At 66.7% G+C, this 19383-nt stretch carries 15 protein-coding genes; 4 read left to right on the top strand and 11 right to left on the bottom strand.

Annotation, left to right across the window (positions count from 1 at the left end):
- Positions 1 to 14: 14 nt before the first annotated feature.
- From J2S45_RS02485 to J2S45_RS02475, 3 genes are all read right to left on the bottom strand, one after another.
- Complete coding sequence (locus J2S45_RS02485) at positions 15 to 1310, bottom strand: nucleotide sugar dehydrogenase (protein ID WP_307634447.1); 1296 nt, start codon at positions 1308 to 1310, stop codon at positions 15 to 17.
- Positions 1311 to 1423: 113 nt separating this feature from the next.
- Positions 1424 to 2497: a glycosyltransferase gene (locus J2S45_RS02480; RefSeq protein ID WP_307634446.1), complete on the bottom strand. Its 1074-nt coding sequence runs from the start codon at positions 2495 to 2497 to the stop codon at positions 1424 to 1426.
- Positions 2498 to 2591: 94 nt separating this feature from the next.
- The gene (locus J2S45_RS02475; protein WP_307635426.1) at positions 2592 to 4556 is read right to left on the bottom strand and encodes a DUF6541 family protein; all 1965 of its coding nucleotides are present in this window, start codon (positions 4554 to 4556) and stop codon (positions 2592 to 2594) included.
- 57 nt (positions 4557 to 4613) lie between these two features.
- Between J2S45_RS02475 and J2S45_RS02470 the strand changes: the two genes are divergently transcribed.
- Entirely contained in the window at positions 4614 to 5768 is a 1155-nt protein-coding gene (locus J2S45_RS02470) for a glycosyltransferase family protein (protein WP_307634445.1), read from the top strand.
- Here the strand turns inward: J2S45_RS02470 and J2S45_RS02465 are convergent.
- Together J2S45_RS02465 and J2S45_RS02460 are read right to left on the bottom strand one after the other, a co-directional pair.
- Complete coding sequence (locus J2S45_RS02465; protein ID WP_307634444.1) at positions 5731 to 6894, bottom strand: glycosyltransferase family 4 protein; 1164 nt, start codon at positions 6892 to 6894, stop codon at positions 5731 to 5733. The two genes, J2S45_RS02470 and J2S45_RS02465, sit on opposite strands and share 38 nt — an antisense overlap.
- 14 nt (positions 6895 to 6908) lie before the next feature.
- Entirely contained in the window at positions 6909 to 9020 is a 2112-nt protein-coding gene (locus J2S45_RS02460; RefSeq protein WP_307634443.1) for a DUF6541 family protein, read from the bottom strand.
- A 32-nt stretch (positions 9021 to 9052) separates the two neighbouring features.
- On the opposite strand from J2S45_RS02460, the gene wecB reads away from it, so the two are divergent.
- Entirely contained in the window at positions 9053 to 10111 is a 1059-nt protein-coding gene (gene wecB, locus J2S45_RS02455; RefSeq protein ID WP_307634442.1) for a non-hydrolyzing UDP-N-acetylglucosamine 2-epimerase, read from the top strand.
- An 11-nt stretch (positions 10112 to 10122) separates the two neighbouring features.
- On the opposite strand, the gene J2S45_RS02450 is transcribed toward wecB, so the two are convergent.
- From J2S45_RS02450 to J2S45_RS02440, 3 genes are read right to left on the bottom strand one after another with little or no spacing between them, the layout of a single operon-like run.
- Entirely contained in the window at positions 10123 to 11202 is a 1080-nt protein-coding gene (locus tag J2S45_RS02450; RefSeq protein WP_307634441.1) for a glycosyltransferase, read from the bottom strand.
- Positions 11202 to 12497, bottom strand: coding sequence for a lipopolysaccharide biosynthesis protein (locus tag J2S45_RS02445; protein ID WP_307634440.1), 1296 nt, complete (start codon positions 12495 to 12497; stop codon positions 11202 to 11204). The genes J2S45_RS02450 and J2S45_RS02445 overlap by 1 nt, the downstream gene beginning before the upstream one ends.
- A 1-nt stretch (position 12498) precedes the next feature.
- On the bottom strand, positions 12499 to 14103 hold the full coding sequence (locus J2S45_RS02440) for an asparagine synthetase B family protein (protein ID WP_307634439.1): 1605 nt from the start codon (positions 14101 to 14103) through the stop codon (positions 12499 to 12501).
- 79 nt (positions 14104 to 14182) lie between these two features.
- On the opposite strand from J2S45_RS02440, the gene J2S45_RS02435 reads away from it, so the two are divergent.
- Both J2S45_RS02435 and J2S45_RS02430 read left to right on the top strand, forming a co-directional pair.
- Positions 14183 to 15331, top strand: a complete 1149-nt coding sequence (locus J2S45_RS02435) for a glycosyltransferase (protein ID WP_307634438.1) — start codon at positions 14183 to 14185, stop codon at positions 15329 to 15331.
- Positions 15328 to 16572 carry a glycosyltransferase gene (locus J2S45_RS02430; protein WP_307634437.1) on the top strand — a complete coding sequence of 415 codons (1245 nt, stop codon included), beginning with the start codon at positions 15328 to 15330 and terminating at the stop codon, positions 16570 to 16572. Before J2S45_RS02435 ends, J2S45_RS02430 begins: the two co-directional genes overlap by 4 nt.
- Positions 16573 to 16645: 73 nt before the next feature.
- Here the strand turns inward: J2S45_RS02430 and J2S45_RS02425 are convergent, their stop codons facing one another.
- From J2S45_RS02425 to J2S45_RS02415, 3 genes are read right to left on the bottom strand one after another with little or no spacing between them, the layout of a single operon-like run.
- Positions 16646 to 17632 (bottom strand): Gfo/Idh/MocA family protein, encoded by a 987-nt coding sequence (locus J2S45_RS02425; protein ID WP_307634436.1) that lies wholly within the window; start codon positions 17630 to 17632, stop codon positions 16646 to 16648.
- Complete coding sequence (locus J2S45_RS02420) at positions 17632 to 18732, bottom strand: DegT/DnrJ/EryC1/StrS family aminotransferase (RefSeq protein ID WP_307634435.1); 1101 nt, start codon at positions 18730 to 18732, stop codon at positions 17632 to 17634. Before J2S45_RS02420 ends, J2S45_RS02425 begins: the two co-directional genes overlap by 1 nt.
- Positions 18733 to 19332 carry an acyltransferase gene (locus J2S45_RS02415; protein WP_307634434.1) on the bottom strand — a complete coding sequence of 200 codons (600 nt, stop codon included), beginning with the start codon at positions 19330 to 19332 and terminating at the stop codon, positions 18733 to 18735.
- Positions 19333 to 19383: the final 51 nt, after the last annotated feature.

Here is a 19383-nt window from a genome sequence, read left to right as displayed (position 1 = left end):
TCGGACCCGGTGGTCTAGTTCGCGTCGCCGATCACCAGGCGGGGGGTTCCCACCCACAGGGCCGGATCCGTGACGCGCCGGCCGTCGAAGAGCACCTTGATGCCGGGGAAGTCGGCCGGGGTGATCGTCTTGTACTGGGCGTGGTCGGCCTGCACGATGACGGCGGCCACCTCCTCGCCCAGGTGATAGGCGTCCCAACCGAACTTGGCGAGCTCCTCGTCGGTGAACATCGGATCGTGGACCGTGACCTCGGCGCCGCGGGCACGCAGCGCGTCGACGGTGGCGAAGATCCCGGAGAACGCCGTCTCCTTCACGCCGCCACGGTAGGAGGCGCCGAGCACGGCCACCTTCTGGCCCGCCAGGTCACCAAGCAGTGACTCGACGCGGCCAACCACGTATTCGGGCATGCCGGCGTTGTACTGGCGGGCCGTGCGCACAATCGAGGCATCCGGGTCGGTGGACAGGTACAGGCGCGGGTAGACCGGGATGCAGTGGCCGCCCACCGCGATGCCCGGGCGGTGGATGTGGGAGTAGGGCTGGGAGTTGCATGCGTCGATGACGCGCTGGACGTCGATGCCCGCCGAGTCGGCGTAGACGGCGAACTGGTTGGCCAGGCCGATGTTGACGTCGCGGTAGGTGGTCTCGGCAAGCTTGGCCATCTCGGCGGCCTCGGCGCTGCCCATGTCCCACACGCCGTTCTCACGCGGCAGGTCGGGGCGCTCGTCGAAGGTGAGCACCGACTCGTAGAACTCGATCGCCTTCTTCGTGCCGGCCTCGCTCAGGCCTCCCACGAGCTTCGGGTAGCGGCGCAGGTCCGCGAACACGCGACCCGTGAGCACGCGCTCCGGGGAGAAGACGAGGTGGAAGTCCTGGCCTTCCTTCAGGCCCGAGATTTCCTCGATCATGGGCTTCCAGCGGCCGCGGGTGGTGCCCACGGGCAGGGTGGTCTCATACGAAATAAGGGTATTCGGGGTCAGGTGCTCGGCCAGCGACTTCGTGGCCGCGTCCATCCAGCCGAAGTCCGGCTCCCACGTGGCGTCGTTGACGAAGAGCGGCACCACAAGCACAACCGCATCAGCATCCGGGATCGCTTCGGCGTAGTTGGTGGTCGCGCGAATCTTGCCCGCCGGCACGAGCTCGGTCAGTTTCTCCTGCAGGTGAGCCTCGCCCGGGAACGGCTCCGTGGCCTCGTTGATAAGCCGGACGGTCTCCTCGTTCACGTCCACGCCAATGACCTCGTGGCCCATGTCCGCGAACTGCACAGCGAGCGGCAGACCAATCTTGCCCATGGCGACAACAGCAATACGCATAATTCACTCCTTATTTGGCTGATACAAGACTACTGCACCTTCCGAGATGGCGCCGTGATCTGCGCATCGCAGGCAAGTGAGATGCGCTAATTGGCCAGCGCGAACGCCGGCGCTCAACGCAGGACCCTGGCGACCTCGGACGTGCGATCCAGCCACCGCTCGGTATTGCGCACCTCGCGGGCGCGGGCCTGCAGAGCGGCAAGCTGGTCGGGGTGGGCGAGCCAGGAGCGTAGCAGCGCCTCTAGCGCCTCGGCGTCGTAGTCAAGAGCCACGCCCACACCCAGACGTTCGCACTCGCGGCCCGCGTGCGTGTGCTTCGTGGTGATAACAGGCTTGCCGAAGGACAGCGCCTCATAGAACTTCATCGGCGCGGCGAACTCCCGGTATTCGCTCGGCTCAACGAACAGTAGCGCCGCCGAGGTCTCATCGTAGAAGGCTGGCATCTCTTTGTTGGAGGCGTGAACGATCCGGATGTTGTCGCCCATGTATTGCCGGTAGTCTGCCTTGACCGAATCCCATCCGGCCTTCGGGAAGCACGCCGTCAGCCGCACCTCGGGCACCCGCTTGACCGCCTTGAACAGCTCCTCCATCCGGTAATGCGGACCGATTCCCCCCACGTAGAACAGAGACAGCTGGTCGGGATAGGCGGAGTCGACCGGCGTCGTCCCGGGGGGAAGCGGCGTGCACCGCCCGGAAAACGCAGGCAACAGCGTTCCCATCTTCGCGGTCGGGACGAACAGGTGGGCGCCCGTCTTGTCCATGAGCGCCAGGTCGAAACGGTACAGGATCCGCATGATGAACTTTCGTAGCGGCGCCACCGTGGTGAGCTGGTCGGGGAACATCCAGTACACGTCACGGTAGAACTGGCCGAAGGGGATGCCGTGGCGCTTGAAGTAGGCGAAGATGCGCGGCTCGATCAGGGGATCGACTCCCTTCTTGACCGACGTGGCCAGGCAGTTGGGGGACGTGGAGGATTCGGAGTATGCGAAGGCCACCTTCTCCCCCGCCCTCACCCGCTTCTTCAGCTCGGAAAAAGCCCGCCGGCGCTCGTTGGGGTTGCCGACAATCTCATGGACGTCGTAGTTCTCGCGGAATGCCTGAAGCATGCGAGCGGGCCGGACGCGCGAAGCGCTTGAGGCGTTCCAGTCCATCGGGTAGGGAGCGTGGTAGACCATCAGTTCTTTCATCACACGATTCCTCACGTCATCTCCGCGGGCATGTGCCGCCGCATTGCCCGATCAACACTAGCATTAAAGCCGTCGCCTCCCGGGGGATTCGGCGCTAATCTGTGGCCGTCGTATGCGCACCCGCCAGGCGATGAGGGTTCACCCACCAGTCCGTGGGCTCGATCGGTCCGCACCCAGTAATCTTCCACAGTGTTCCCCCGTCCGTTCTCGCGATCTCCTCCAGCCCGCTGCGCACGCCGTACAGGCCCGGCCAGGTCTGCGCCCGGTCGCGCTTCTGGAAGAGGAGCGGCTCATCAGAGTAGTAGTAGCCGACGCCGTAGGTGTCGAGGATCTCGCACACCCTGGGATCGAAGCTGGAGAAGTTCTCCCGCAGGTAGTCGGAGTCGGGATCTCCGGAGCGATAGTTGACCTGGGGGAAGACGACGGCGAGGCGCGAGTATGCCGGGGCGTAGCCGATGCCCGTGGTCGGGTCGCCGAGGACCACGGAGCCCGGCGGGAGGAGGGTATCGAGTGAGGAGAGCAAATCGATCTCGGCACGCGAGTCGATGATCTGAGCCTGCCCGATCGGCGGGCGGGCGTCGGCGTAAACACTCGCCCGCATGCCCGCCCCGAGCGCGAAGGAGGCGAGGACGAGGAGGCCGAAGCGCCAGCCGCGCGCCCAGCGTTCGAGGGCGAGGGCCAGTAGTGGGGCCGTGAAGATCATCTGGATCGCCATGGCTCGCTTCGGGTCGTGGTACCAGATGCCGGCGATGCCCGAGAAGACGGTGCCGTCCACATAGGCGCCGAACACGATGAGCCACTGGGCGAGCCACGCGACCAGCAGCCAACGCCCCTCCCTGATCCGCCACGCCGAGCGCATCACGAACGCGACAAGGACGGCCGCGGCGACGACGCCGACCACGCCGGCCACGACGAGCGCGACGGGGACGCCCGCAAGCTGCTCGCGTAGCGTGTCAAGCCGCTCGGCGGTATCCCAGGATCTGGGGTGTGCCCGGGCGAGGAAGAGTTGCACGCGCGGGTGAAGGGTCAGCAGGCCGCCGACCAGAAGGCCGGTGCCGCTCAGCGCCGCGAGCGCCGCCCACATCGGCGAACGCTCGCGCACCCCGCGCACGACTCCCACCACGAGGACGACGACCGCGATCGGGACGAGCGGCCAAAGCGCGGCGAACACGGCCCCCGGGTGGGCCAGCCCCATCCCGACGCCCGCAAGGGCGATGAGCGCGAGGGGGGCAACGGCGTCGCGGGCGCGCATCGGTAGGCATCGCACAACCAGGATGCCCACGGCGTAGACGGCCGGCATGACGGCCACGGCGATGGAGTTGGGCCAAAAGCCGCGCGCAACGCTCATGAAGTTCGGGAAATAGGGCAGTATCGCCCCGACGATCGGGGCGGCTACCCACGCCCGTGGCCGCCCGGGCAGGACGACGCGAACGAAGGCGTCCATGCAAAGAAGCCAGATGATCGGAACCACCACGTAGGCGAAGGCATGGGAGGCGAGCAGGATGTGGGCGTTGCCGAAGAGGGCGAGGATGGCATGCCAGACCACCGGATAGGTGGCGGGCGCCGCGCTGATGCCGTAGTTCCAGCCCATCGCGGACAGGGCGGAGGCGTCGCCCGTGTGAACGATCGCATTGACCCCGTTGTAGTGGAACATGGGGTCGGCCTGCGAGGAGGGCACGTTCGGGTCGATGAGCGCAAGAATGGGGACGACGAGGAAGAGTGCCGCGAGGATGAGGGCCAGGCGGCGGGGGCGGTCCACTGCCGGAACTCTCATGTGTTCCCATGCGTCGTTGAGGCGAACCATGCCGCGCCGGCCGAGCGCGCATGCCCCGGCCAGAATCGCGGTGGCGCCGAGGAAGACGGGCCAGCCCCAGCGCAGGCCGGCGACATTCGCCGCGATTGCCCCCACCCCGACCACGGCGAAGGTGAGCGCGGGGGCGAGGACGAGCGCGATGGGGCGGCAGGCGCCACCCGCCCGGGCAACGGCGAAGCCGGGCAGGTAGACGACGGCGCCGATAGCGGCGGCGTACGCCATCAGGCCCAGATAGTCGATGATCATTCCCACGCAGTCCTTCCTCCTGGTCAAGACTAGCGGAGCGCGGGCTATGCTTAACCCATGACTCCACGGATCCTCGTCATCTCGTTTTCCACGATCGCCTCGGATGCCCGCGTACTCCGCGAGATCTCCGCAGTCGCTAGCCACGGTCACGTGACGACGGTGGGCTACGGCGACAAGCCGACCGGCTCCGACGAGCACCTCCAGTTGCCGGACAGGGCCGTCTCCCTGCCGCAGACCCCGCTCGGCGTGCTCAAGCTCGCACTCCGGATGCACAAGTCCGTCGAGCTCGATGCACCCGGCACCCGCGCGGCGATCAAGCTGATCGGGGATCGCACCTTTGACCTCGTGATCGCCAACGACGCCCGCGCCCTGCCGCTCGCCTTCGCCGTGCGCGGCGAGGCGCCCGTGTGGGCCGACCTGCACGAGTGGGCGCCCGAGGAGCGCACCCACGTCACCTCCTGGCGCCTGCTCGTGGCACCGTTCATGGACTACGCCTGCAAGACGTACCTCCCGCAGACCGCAGCCCAGTCCACCGTGGGCGAGGAGATCGCCAAGCTCTATCGCGAGCGCTACGGCGTGACCCCCCGGCTCGTTCGCAACATGGCGCCATTCGCCGATCTCGAGCCGAGCCCCATGCGCGAGGACGGCGTCATTCGGCTCGTCCACTCCGGCGGGGCAGTCTTCGGGCGCAACATCGAGGCGATGATCGCCGGAGCCGTCGACGCGGGCGAGAAGGTCACGCTCGACCTTTACCTCATCCCCGCCAACGACGGCGGCGCATACCTGCGCAAGCTCAAGGATATCGCCGCAGGCAACCCGCGCATCACCTTCCACGGCCCGGTCAAACCGCACGAGCTACCCGCCACGCTCAACGCCTACGACGTCGGCATCTTCTGGATCCCGCCGTTCAACACGAACGCCCGTCTCACACTGCCCAACAAGATCTTCGACTTCATCCAGGCCCGGCTCGCCGTGGCCGTCGGCCCGACCGTGGAGATGGCGCGGCTCGTGGAGCGCTACGGCCTCGGCCTGGTGACCGAGGACTTCGAGCACGACACGATCGTGGCGGCCATCCGGAGCCTGACCCCGGAGCGGGTGCAACGGTGGAAGCAGGCCTCGGCGGCCAGTGCCCGCGAGCTCTCCTTCGAAAACGAGTCGCGCACGATCGACGCGATTATCGACGACCTCCTCGGGACATCAAAGCGCGCTTAACCCCTTCCAGCGCCGAGCGTCCCGTCTGGCGCAGGGAGTGGGACTCGACCACCCACGCCCTTCGGCGTTGGCGCTCCGCCTCGTCCCGAGGGGCTTCGAGCGCGTCGAGCATGGCGGAGGCGACCTCATCGACGTCGTAGTCGACCACGGCCCCCAGGCGCTCACCGGCAATCGGCTCGCGCAAGGGACCCGGGCCGCAGTAGACCACGGGAGTGCCCACCGCGAGCGCCGAATAGACTTTGGTGGGCATGGCGAAATCGTAGCCGAGGCCCGGCTTGATCGATACCAGCGCGCTGACGGCCCCGCGCTGCCAGCCCGCCGCCTCCTGGGCATTGACCCTTCCAAGCTGGGTGATGACGCCCTCGGGCAGGTCGCGTGCAATCGCGTCGATCGCCTCCGCGGAGCTGCCCTGACCGAGGTAGAGGAGCTTGGCATCCGGGCGCCGGGCGTGGACTTTGCGCATGGCCTGGGCGAAGATCTCCGCCCCCTGCCACTCCGATGCAGTTCCCGCGTACACGAAGTACGGTTCCTTCGCGGCGGCGGGCGTCGGGCCCTCCACGGTGAACACGTCCGTGTCGATCCCGTTGGTCGCCACCGTCACGTGCGTATGGCCGAGCTCGGCGAGCCGGGCGGCCACGGCGTCGGAGACGGTCACGACGTGCGCCGCTCCCCCGATCGCCCAGTTCTCCACCCAGCGCAGCACCTTGACCACCGGCGCGGGCGCAGACGTCTGTGCCGCGTCCGCCCAGATGTCCGGCACGTAGTAAACGTAGGGGATGCGGCGGATCGCGCAGGCGATTCGGGTGAAGAAGCCCGTGGTGGGCGGCGGCTCGCAGACGACGACGTCGGGGCGCGGCGCCGCGAGCAGTCGCACGAAGGCGGGTAGGTCGAAGCTCATATAGGGCAGGTAACCGCGCACGTAGCCCTCCGAGTCGCGCAACACGCGGCGCCGGCTCACCCGGATCCCGGGCTCGTTGCCCGTCTCGGTCAGACCGTTGGGGATGTCGCTCGTGATAACCAGCGTCTCACCGCCATCCTCGGCGATCGCGCGGGCGAGGGCGCGCAGGCGGAAGCTCGCGGCGGCCGGCTCGGGCACGTAGATACGGGAAACAATGACGCACTTCATTCTTGCCTCTATTCCTAGTAGATATCCGGCCCCACAAAATGGATACCATCCCGCAACTGAAGCGGGAGATTATCTGGGATATTACCCGTGAGAGTCTCCAGATAAGACCGGGTTCGCGTATAGAGGTTCCACCGCTGGAGGGAGGGAACCTCGTAGCCGCACGCGTCGATTTCCCACAGCTTGGCATCGCCAGCCTGGGCGAGAAGCGTGAAGCCGCTCGTGTCGACGTCGTAGAACCCGGGCATGACCTCCCTGCGGTCCACATCCTTGAAGGTGGTCGGCGCGTCCTCGTAGAAATAGCGGATGCCGTAGTAATTCAAGACCTCGCACACGCGCTTCGAGGTGTGTATCTGGTTAAAGGATCGGGCGAGGTAGTTGCCGTCGGTATCAAGGTCTCGAACGTTGATCTGGCTCCAAACGGAGGCAACGTCGCCGAAGGCAGGCGCGTAGACGATTCCCGTGGTCGGGTCGCCCAGAATGGGTGCGCCCGGCGCAACATATTCATCGAGGGACTTGATAAGATCCAGCTCCTCCTGGCTCTGAATAGCTTGCGTCTTACCGAACGCAGTACCCAATTCGCTGTATATCGAGGGCACGCGCAAGACCAACGATCCGGCGAAGATCACCACTGCGGCTCCCCCGATGTAAGAGCCCCACGCGCTCGGCTTGCGCAGGGGCGCGAAGCGGTTACCGAGCAGCTCGAAGAGGCGGTGCATCGCCAGCGAAATGAGGAGCGAGGCGAAGATGGTCTGGACCGCAAGGAGCCGGTACGTGTCGTGGTACCAGATCCCCGCCACGCGCGTGAAAAAGCCGATCGGCAGCAGCGATCCGAGGATGGCCAGCCACTGTGCCACCCACGCGGCCAGCATCCACCCCTGGCCCGCGCGCACGGCTCGTGAGGCACCCCACGCGAGTGCAATCAAGATGAGCGCGGCGAGCCCGAGGTTGAGGACCAGGTTCGTGCCCGAGGAGCTGAGGATGATCGATGTGATGAGGCGGCGCGGGACGTCGGTGAACTCGCGGGTGAACGGGCGCGACATGTACTGCTGCACGCGCGGCTGCTGGAAGAAGAGGAGGGCGACCAGGGCGGAAAGGATGAGGCCCGCGGCGATGAGGGCCGTGACCTTGTGGTCCGCGTTGTGGCGAACTCTGCGGACCACCACGCCCACCCCCCACACGAAGGCGGACGGGATCCCGATCCACAGCAGGGTGAACAGGACGCTGGGGTGCGCAAACGAGGCACCCGCAATAGCGGTGAGCAGGATGAGGGCGAGCCTCAGGCCCACGCGGATCCTGTGATCACTGAGCCGCACCTTTCTCATGGCGACGACACCGAAAGCCATAACTGTTGGGAGGATCGAGAGGGCGAGGGAGTTCGGCCAAAAGCCGGTGGAGATCGTCAGATAGCCTGGAAAGACGGGGAAGAGGAGCGAGGCGGGTGCCACCAGCGCGGCAGCGGCAGGGCGACGCTCGAACAGCACGCGGCCCAGTGCGGCAAGGCCGATCACCCACAGCAGGGGAACGACCACGTACGCCAGGGTGTGGCTTGCGATCGCGACATCGGGACCCGTCGAGGCGAGGGCGACCACGGCGGCCCACGCCGGCGGGTAGGTGATCGACTTGACCAGGACCCCGTACAGACCCGCCATCCCGCCGAGCATCGAGGCGTTCTCGTTCATCTCGACCGCGCGAGCGCCGTTGTAGTGATACATGGGGTCCGAGTTCATGTTGAGCGTGTCCGGTGCGACCTGCGCCAGCACTGGGAGCACGAGCGCGAGGAGCGCGAGGAGCGCGCCGGTGGCGAGCAGCAGGTAGGACGATCGCGACCACGGATCCGGGTGTCGAGGATCTGTCGCACCCTTGCCGACGACGGCACCCAGGAGGGCGGAGTAGACCCAGGTACCCACCGTGAAGGCGATGACGCTCCACAGGTTCCACGGCAGCTCGAGCGCGCCGAAGATCACGCCGCTCACGCCATAGATGGCCAGCGACCAGGCGGGGCTGAGCAGAAGCGACCATCGCGGGGATATCCGAAGGAAGAGGAGGTTGACGAATCCCGGGACGACCAGGACCGCCAGGAGGAGGCTAAATGCTGGAATGGCGTGCGCCCACGCAGTTAGAAACAACGTACCTCCTGCCGATGGCCTATCATGTGAACATGAAGATCTTAAGCGTCGTAGGCGCACGACCCCAATTCGTGAAGCTTGCCCCCATCGCCCATGCCTGTGAGCGCGCGGGGGTCGAGCACATCATCGTCCACACCGGCCAGCACTACGACCCGATGCTCTCGGACATCTTCTTCGAGGAGCTCGGCATCCCGGCTCCCGACGTCCACCTGGGCGTCGGCTCGGGCGGGCACGGCGAGCAAACCGGCAGGATGCTCGAGAAGCTCGACGCTGTGCTCCTGGATTACCAGCCCGACTGGGTCCTCGTCTACGGTGACACGAACTCGACGCTCGCCGCCGCCGTCTCCGCGGTCAAGCTGCACTTCCCCATCGCCCACCTCGAGGCCGGCCTGCGCTCCTTCAACAGGCTTATGCCCGAGGAACACAATCGCGTGCTCACCGACCACGCCGCGGACCTCCTGCTCGCCCCTACCGAGGTGGCCGCACAGCACCTCGCGCACGAGGGCCTCGCTGAGCGCACCGTGGTGGTCGGCGACGTCATGACCGACGTCCTTCTCACCGAGGTGGCCCAACTCGACGAGGCCTACTCCCCGATCGCCGCGGAACTGGGGCTGGAGAACGGGACGTTCTCCATCGCCACCATCCACCGAGCGGAGAACACCGACGACCGCGAGCGCCTCGCATCCGTGCTCTCCTCGCTGGAGCGGGTCGACCACACCGTGGTGATCCTCGCGCATCCGCGCCTGGTGGCCAAGTGCGCCGAGCACGGCCTCACCCTCGGAGGTGGCAACCTCGTCACCCACCCGCCGGTCCCCTACAGCCAACTGCTCGCCACGGTACGCCACGCCCGCGGCGTCATCACCGATTCGGGCGGCCTGCAGAAGGAGGCCTTCCTCCTGCGTACTCCGTGCACCACGGTCCGCACCGAGACCGAATGGGTGGAGACGGTCCAGCTCGGCTGGAACGTGCTGGTCGAGCCCGACGCGCTCGTCGAGGCGGCCTCGCGCCCGCGGCCTGCCGACACGGATGCTACGCCGTACGGCGACGGGCACGCGGCCGACCGCGTGGTCGAGCTGCTGAGCTCAAAGTAGGGAGCCAGCCCCTACGCCCTGCGCAGTTGCGCCGCGACCTGCGAGACGCGGTCGGACCACCGTTCTCTTAGGCGCACCTCGCGCGCGCGAGCCTGCAGGTCTTCAAGCAGCTGGGGGTTGTCGAGCCAGGAGTGCAGGAGCGCCTCCAGCGCGTCGGCGTCGTAGTCGATCGCCACGCCCACGCCCAGGCGCTCGCTCTCCCTCCCCGCGTGCGTGCCGCGGGTGGTGATGATCGGCTTGCCGAACGAAAGGGCCTCATAGAACTTCATCGGAGCTGCGAAATCGCGGTACTCGCTCGGCTGAACGAAGAGGAGCGCGGCGGAGGAATCGGCGTAGTACGGGGGCAGTTCCTTGTTGGTCGCGTGAATCACCCGGATGTTGCCGCCCACGTACTGCTCGTAGTCGTCCTTGACCGAGTTCCATCCGGTCACCGGGAAGCACGCCGTCAGGCGCACCTCCGGCACGCGCGCTACCGCCTTGAACAGCTCATGCATCTGGTAGTGCGGGCCGATGCCGCCCACGTAGAATAGCGACAGGTCCGCGGGGTACGAGGAATCCACCGGGGTCGTGGCGGACGGCAGGGCGCTGAAACGGCCCGCGAAGGCCGGCAGCATCTCGCCCATCTTGTCGCTCGGCAAGAAGAGGTGAGCCCCGGTCCGGTCGAGAACGCGCAGGTCGTACTTGTACAGCCAGCGCATGATCGCCTTGCGGATCGGCGGCACGGTGGTGAGCTGGTCGGGGAACATCCAATACACGTCGCGGTAGAACTGGCCCAGCGGAATGCCGTGGCGTTTGAGGTAGGTAAAGATCCGTTGCTCAAGGAGCGGGTCCACGCCCTTCTTGACCGAGGTCGCCAGGAGATTGGGTTGCGTGGACGATTCGGAGTAGGCGAAGGCCACCTTGTCCCCCGCCTTGACCCGCTTCTTCAGCTCCGCGAAGGCACGACGACGATCCGCCGGGTAGCCGATGATCTCGTGGACCTCGTAGCGCTCGCGGAACGCCTCCAGCATGCGTGCGGGCCGGATACGCGAGGCCGTGGTCGCGTTCCAGTCCATCGGATAGGGGGCGTGGTACACGATGAGTTCTTTCATCACTCGTCTCCTTCGTGTTCGATGACAGTGCGGTCATAGGCGCGGGAGGCCCACACAGCCATGAGGATCATGAAGGCCAAGAGCACGGCCATGATCCAACTCATCGCGGTGATCGTTCCAATCAGGCCGAAAGGATTGAGCGCGAGCACGGTGAGCGGCGCTACGCAAAATACTATCGAGAAGATGAGCATCCAGTGCTGCTTGGACGTGACCACGAAGACGGTGGAGATCGGCGAGGTGATGAGCTGCATCGCCAGCCACGGGGTCAGCGCCCGCGCGAAGTCGCCCGCCTGGTCCCACTGGGCGCCGAAGACGAACGTAAACAGCCACGGAGAGATGAGATAGAGGAGGATGAACGGGGGCATGCCGAAGAGGAACGACCTCACGGCGGTCTTGCGGACCAGCCTCACCATGTTTCCGGGCTTGACCTCCGCAAGCTCCCGGTAAAAGACCTGCGACACGGCGCCGTTGATCAAAGAGATCGGCACCTGCAAGGTCCGCCACGCCAAGTTCAGCTGGCCGAGGCTGCCCACCGCGACCAGGCCGACCAGCATCTGGATGCCATTGACCCTCACCGAATCGATGAGTGCGTTCGGAAGGTTGAGCAGCGGCATCTTCTTGTACGTCGTCGCGACCGCGCGCATCGACGGCGCGTCCGGGCCCACCGGGGATCGGAATTCGCGGGCGCTGATGCCGAGCCGGAAGAAGGCCCAGACCTGGCCAAGGAGGGTGCCCAGAAGCAGACCCGCCATCGACGCCATGCCGCCCAGGCCAAAGGCGAGCTGGCCGCCGGCCGAGCCGATGGTCTGTTCCACCCTGTTCATGGAGATGACGTTGTAGTTGCGCTTGCGGTTGTGCCAGTAGGACAGGATGTTGACCTGAGCCAGGAGGAAGACGGTGAGGCCGCCAAGGGGCAACCAGGTGGCCACGGTCTCGTTTCCCCACACGTCGTAGACGACGTCGCGCAGGAGGAAGGCGAGAACCGCCGCGGATATGGATATCGCCAGGTTGATCCGGGTGGCGAGCTTGCCGATCACCCGCGCCTCGTCGTCGGAATCCGGCAACACGATCGTCATGTCGTAGCGCAACGACGCGACCGTCACCAGCACGCCCGTGATCGAGCCGTAGATACCGAACGCCCCGAAGTCCTCCGGGGTGAAGATGCGCGCGGTGAAGATCGAGATGACCATCGCAACGATCTGGGCGAGTGTCGATCCCGTGAGGAGAACCAGGATGCTCTTCATGACGGGACGGCGCGACAGCTCGCTCGACGCCCATGCCCACGCGCGCGACATGCTACTTGGCCCCCTGCGCCGGCGGGACGACATCCTGGCCGGGCACCCACGCGTTCGCGAGGAAGAGTTCGGCGAATAGGCCAAAGAGGGTCTGGCCGCGCAGGAGCCTGACGGCGAGCGCCCGCTCGGACAGGCCATACGCGAAGCCCTCGAAGCCCATCGGATGATGGAGCTGAGTCTTGACCGAGTTGAGGAAGTTGACCGTGTCGACCACCCGCATCGCCTTCGCGATCGCCAGCAACTGCTGCCTGCCCCGCGAAATGCGCGGCGCCGGAGCCATGCGGAAATAGCCGAAGGTCTCGCCCGTCACATCCGCAAACCACCGATCCGTGAACGCCCGGTACTCCGCCCGATCCGGATGGTAAATCGAGGACGGCCCGCTCAGCCACAGCTCGTGGAAGGTCCGCTCGTACATCGGCAACGCCCAGTCGAACCCGAAGTATTCGTAGGCGCGCACCGAGTTGGAGATGTACTTGGCCTGGCGATTGTCCACATTGAAGTGGTGCATGATGTCCGCGCGCCGCTGCGGGTCGCCGTCACCCCACCACTGGTCGAGGAAGGCCTTCACCTTGGCCCTGGTGTAGGGGGTGGAGAGAGCGCTGCCGGGACGGCGTTGCAACGCCAGGTGGTTCTCGGCCAGGGCCCGCGCGACATCGGCCTTCGTCACCTCGGAGTTGGGATCGAGCAGGTGGGCGTGATGCTGGTTTCCGACCACGGTGTGGCCCGGCAGCACGATGGCTCCGCCCTCCACGTCCGGGTGTTCCTTCAGCCTGCCGAGCGCGTACCAGTCCTGGATGTGCGGGAGGGCGTTGCCTTCCCACGCGGCGCGGAGGAAGGCAACGTTGGCGTCGTCGTTCCACGCCTGCTTGACCCGCGGGCCGTCCTGCTCGATGAAGACCCACGGAAAACCCGCCACGTCGGCCGAGCGCTGCGAGATGCCCGCCTCGGCTGACCCTTTCCGGCCGTAGGTGAAGGTCAGAACGTTGGGGGCCTTCAGCTCCCGCAGCACCGCGAGCTGGAGGCGTGAATCGATCCCTCCCGAGAGCGGGATGAGGAGCTGGCGCCCGCCCGCGCGCTCGATCAGATCGGCGTAGGCCGCGCGGAGCTCGTCCTTCACGGCCCCCCAGAAGGAGGCCGAATCGGTCGAATGCTCACTGTAAAAGTTGACGTACTGATGCTGGGTCATGGAAGAGCCGCGCACCACGGCCACGGTGCTCGTGGGTAGCGACGTGACGCCCTCGATCAGCATCTCGGCGCCGAGCACGTAGCCGCTGTGGAGGAACTCCCGCGCGGCGTCGTCGTTGCGCACGAAGGAAACGCGGGCGCGCAGGGCTTCGATGGAGGACGACACCACGGACGGCAAGCCCATGGCCACATGGATCGGGAACGAGCGGGCCTGATCGGTCATGAGGTAGGCGGCATCGTCCGCCATATAGATCGCCGCCCAGTTCCCGCGCTGCGCGTGGATCCAGTCGAGGATCCCGTCCGGTGCCGGGAGGCCCTGCGGGCGCTGACCGCCGACCGACGTCCGCCACAGTAGCGTACCGTTGCCGGCCTCGACGGTCTCCCATTGGCCGGGGTCAGCTATCTCAACATGCGCGCACATAAGCGTTATCCTATCGAGTGGCTCTGCCCTTGACCGCCTCCCGCTATGTCAAACTCGCCACTCGCGATAGTGTTGAGCCATGACCCTGTCCCACGCCCTCTGGGTACCGTCATGGTATCCGACGCCCGAGTCCCCCCACACCGGCAGCTTCTTCGCCGAGCAGGTTGCGAGCCTGCGCTCGTCCGGCCTCAGAGTCGGCGTGATCGTGGCCGAGCCACGAAGCTGGAAGGCGATTCGGTCCTCGCCGCTGACGATCGATCAATCCGGGATCGTGGCCACCGCCTGGCCCACGAATATCCACGAGCGCCTCCCCGGGGAGCCGCTACGGCTCTCCCTTCTCGCGCGGCGCCTCGCCGCGGCGTATGAGCGGTCGTGGGGCAAGCCCCAGGTTCTCCACGCCCACTCGGTCTTCCCGGGCGCGCTCCTCGCCCGCGAACTCGCGAAGATCTGGGACGTCCCCTACGTGCTCACCGAGCACCGCCCCTCCTCCCTGACGCGCCGGAAGGGAACGGCCCGTTTTCGCGCGATCGACGCCGCCGTTCAGCGCGCGCATTCACGCTGGACGGTGTCGGACGGGATGGCGCAGGAGTTCACCGCCTTTTACGGCGCGCCATTCTGCTCTGTTGCGCCGCCGGCACGTCAGGCTTTCTTTGACATCGCCATCCCGCAATCGCCGCGCGGCGAGTTCACCTTTGTCCACGTTTCGTCCCTTGACGACAACAAGCGCACGGCCCTGACGATCCGGGCCTTCGCCAAGGTCTGCGAGCAGGAGCCGCACGTCCGCCTCCGCATTGCGGGCGGAAGCCCAGACCTCATCGCAGCACACGCCAACCTCGCCGCGAGCCTGCGCGTCTCCGATCGCGTAGACCTCCTCGGGCCGGTCGCACGCGCCGACCTCCCCGCGCTCATGGCCGCCTCCGACTGCCATGTGCTGGTATCTGCCACGGAAAGTGGGGGGACCGTGTTCTCCGAGGCACAGGCCACCGGCTTGCCGTCGATCGCCTCGGCAACACCTGGCGGATTGTTCCAGACAGTACCGGGCACCGGCGTTGTGATCCCCATCGACGACGAGCCGGCGCTTGTCGCCGCGATGGCCGACATGGTCCACTCCGCCTCCCACTACGACCGCGCGCGCATCCGGGAAATCGCCCGATCGCGCGTATCGATGGACACCTTTGTGCGCACCACCCGCCGCGCCTACGACGCCGCAATCGAGGACGGGTCATGAGCCAGCTCGTACTGATCACCAGCCACTTCCCGTACAACCCGGGCGAGCAGTTCCTCGAATCCGAGATCGAGCACCTCGCCCGATCATTCGACAGGATCTACGTGGTGCCGATCGACCTCAGCCACAGCGACGGCACCACCCGCACCCTGCCCGCCAACGCCACACTGGTCGACATGGCACGCCCGGGCGACCCCCGCGTGTCGGGCGCCGCCCGGCGCGCGATCCGCTCCTTGACCGAGAGGATCGCGCGGCTCGGCTTGCCGCAGCACCTGGCGCTCGACCTCCGCTTCGCCGTCACCGCGCTCGGCTTCTACGAGCGCACGGCCGCGGCGTTGCACGACGCCGGCGTCGACCCCGCGACCCCCACGGTTACCTACGGCTACTGGCTCTTCAAGCAGGCGGCCGTGGCGAGCCTGCTCAAGGAGCACTACTTCACCGGGCAGATCCGCGCCGTCTCCCGCGCACACAGCTACGACGCCTACCCCTCCCGCGGGATCTTCGGATATCTGCCCGCCCGCCCGTACCTGTCCGCGCACGTCGACGCCGTCTACCCCATCTCGCGCTCCGCCTACGATTCAATCCTTGCGAACACCCCCTTCGCGGCGGACAAGCTCTCCATCGAACGCCTCGGGACCCGCGCGCCGGGCGCCGAGGTCACACGGGCGAAGGGCACCCCCATCCGCTTCCTCTCCTGCTCCTCGCTGGCGTCGCTCAAGCGCGTGCCCGATATCGCGCGCGCCATGGCCGAGCTTCACCGCAGGCGGCCAGGGGAGTTCCGATGGACCCACATCGGCGATTCCGGCGAGGCGTCCGCCCACGAACTCGCCGCGCTCGTGAACGAACTCGGCATCGCGGACATCACCACCCTCATCGGGCAGATCTCGAACCCAGACCTGTTCGAGCACTACGCCACCCAGCCCGTGGACTTCTTCGTCAACTACTCCACCACCGAGGGCGTGCCCGTCTCGATCATGGAGGCCTTCTCCTTCGCCATCCCGGCCATTGCCACGAACGTGGGAGGAACCGGCGAGCTCGTGCGCCACGCCGACAACGGCCGCCTCATCCCCGGCGACGCCGCGGTCGGCGACCTGGCCGACGCCCTGTCCTCGTTGATCGACATGGAACCCGCAGAATACGACAGGCTGAGCGCCGGCGCGCGAGCCACATGGGAGTCCATGGCTCGCGCGGACGAGAACTACAGCCACTTCGCCGCAACCCTCGCCCGCCTCCTCGAGCCGTAACCGCAAAGCGCCCGGGGAGGCCGCAAACACACGTGGGCGGGAGCCGCAGCTCCCGCCCACCGCACTTGCTTCGTTAGAAGTGCTGAACCTCGCCGTCCGCCGCGGCCGAATCCAGGATCGCCTGCACCACCTCCATGGTGGTCAGGGCCTCCTTCATCGTCACGTGCTCCGAGCCGGTACCCAGGATGGCGTCGCGGAAGTGCTCGTGCTCCACGGCCAGCGGCTCACGCTTTTCGAAGGCGTAGCGGATGACCTGCCCCTCAGACACACCACGGAACGCGGAAATCTGATCCCAGCCCAGCGGCAACGATCCGTTCTCGTAGAACGTCAGGTCGCCCATGGTCGTATCCGCCACGAGCGCACCGTGCTCGCCCAACACCACCGTCTGACGCTCCTTGTAGGGGGTGAGCCAGTTGACGAGGTGGTCGACGAGCACGCCGTTTTCCAGCTTGCCCGACGCCGTGACCAGATCCTCGTACTCGCGGTCGGCGCGGTGGGCCGTCTGAGCCGAGATGGAGACGTACTTCGCGCCGGCCACCCAAGCCGTGAGATCGACGTCGTGAGTGGCCAGATCCTTGACCACGCCCACGTCCGCGATGCGCGCCGGGAACGGCGACTGGCGGCGGGTGGTGATCTGGTAGACCTTGCCCAGCTGGCCCTCGGCGATGCGGCGACGCATCTCGAGCAACGCCGGGTTGCAGCGCTCCACGTAGCCCACCGCGCCGACGAGCCCCCTGGACTCAAAGGCCTCCACCATCGCCTTGCCCTCCTCGATCGTGGAGCCTAGCGGCTTTTCCACCATCGTGTGGACGCCGGCCTCCGCCAGCTTGAGGGCGACCTCCGCGTGCTGGCCGGTGGGGACGGCCACCATCGCGGCGTCGATGCCGGCGTCAATCAGCGCGTCGACGTCGGGCAGGACCTCCAAGTCCTCGGCCACGCCGAACCTGTCGCCATACGGGTCGGCAACGGCCACGAGCTCGGCGCCCTCAAGCGCGCGGATGTTGCGCGCGTGGTGGCGGCCCATCGAGCCCAGGCCGATCAGTCCATAGCGAAGGGTCATTAGGCACCAGCCTTTGCCACTGCGTTAACGGCCTCGACGATGCGGTCGAGATCCTCCTGGCTGAGCGACGGGTGAACCGGCAGGGAGATGACCTCCTTGGCAGCCGCCTCCGTGTTCGGCAGCTCTAGGCCCGGGGCGAAGTGCGCGAGCGAGGGCAGGCGGTGGTTCGGGATCGGGTAGTACACGCCGCAGCCCACCTTGTACTCCTCGCGCAACGCGTTCGCGAAGCCGTCGCGATCCTCGGCGACGCGGATCGTGTACTGGTGGTAGACGTGGACGGCGCCCTCGGCCACCGGCGGCGTGACGACGCCCTCCAGGTTCTCGTTGAGGAACGCCGCGTTCTCCTGGCGGGTCTTCGTCCAGCCGGCGAGCTTGCGCAGCTGCACGCGGCCGATCGCGGCGTGGATGTTCGTCATGCGGTTGTTAAGGCCCACCAGCTCATTCTGGTACTGGACCTCCATGCCCTGATTGCGCAGCAGGCGTACGCGGCGGGCAATCTCCGGATCCTTCGTGGAGATCATGCCACCCTCGCCGGAGGTCATGTTCTTCGTGGGGTAGAGCGAGAAGCCGGCAAACGAACCGAAGGTTCCCACCATCTCGCCGTTAAGGGAGGCCCCGTGGGCCTGTGCGGCATCCTCGAAGATCTGCAGGCCGAACTCGTCGGCGATCTTGCGGAGCTCCACCATGTTCGCCGGGTGGCCGTAGAGGTGGACAGGCATGATGGCCTTGGTGCGCTCCGTGATCGAGGCACGCACCGAATCGGGATCGAGGCAGAAGTAGTTCGGCTCGATGTCGGCAAACACGGGGCTCGCCCCCGTCAGCGCCACCGAGTTGCCCGTTGCCGCGAACGTGAAGGAGGGCACGATGACCTCGTCACCCTCGCCGATGCCGGAGGCCATCAGGCCGATGTGGAGGGCGGAGGTGCCGGAATTGACGGCCACCACCTCGGCGCCCGGGGTGAGCTGCTCGGCGAACTCCTGCTCAAAGGACGCGACCTCCGCGCCCTGTGCCAGCATGCCGGATGCGAGCACCGCGTCGACCGCGGCGCGCTCCTCTTCGCCCACGATCGGCTTAGCGGCCGGGATCATCTGTCGTTCCATTTACTTAGCAACCTTTCGGATTGTGTTGTCACATTCTTCGTATGTATCTCCGGTGGCCGGGCACGTCCAGGTGCCGTCACCGTTGTCCTCCAACTTCACGCCCGCGTGGCCGACCCAGCCGATCTGCTTGGCCGGCACGCCCGCCACGATGGCGTGCGGCGCGACGTCGCGGGTCACCACCGAGCCGGCCGCCACAAGCGACCACGCGCCGATCGTCACGGGAGCCACGCACACCGAGCGGGCGCCAACCGACGCGCCCGTCTCCAACGTCACACCCACCTGCTCCCAGTCGGAGGCCGACTTCAGCGTGCCATCCGGGTTGACCGCGCGCGGGTAGTGGTCGTTGGTCAGCACTACGGCCGGGCCGATAAAGACGCCGTCGGCGAGCTTGGCCGGCTCGTAAACGAGCGCGTAGTTTTGCACCTTGCAGTTGTTGCCCATCTCGACGCCTTCGCCGATGTACGCCCCGCGACCAATCACACAGTTCTCGCCGATCACGGCGTGCTCTCGAACCTGTGCGAGGTGCCAGACGCTGGATCCATCACCAATCTTCGCCTCATCCGACACGTCAGCCGAATCGACGATCCGCGCTTTTGCCATCCGCTTCTCCTTGTATAGGCAGGCCTAAATCCGGTTCGAAGAACCTTATGC

The organism is Trueperella abortisuis (genome assembly GCF_030811095.1).
Classification (GTDB): Bacteria; Actinomycetota; Actinomycetes; order Actinomycetales; family Actinomycetaceae; genus Trueperella; species Trueperella abortisuis.
Note: the sequence above shows the minus strand (reverse complement) of the source record. Positions and strands in the feature narration are given on the sequence as shown.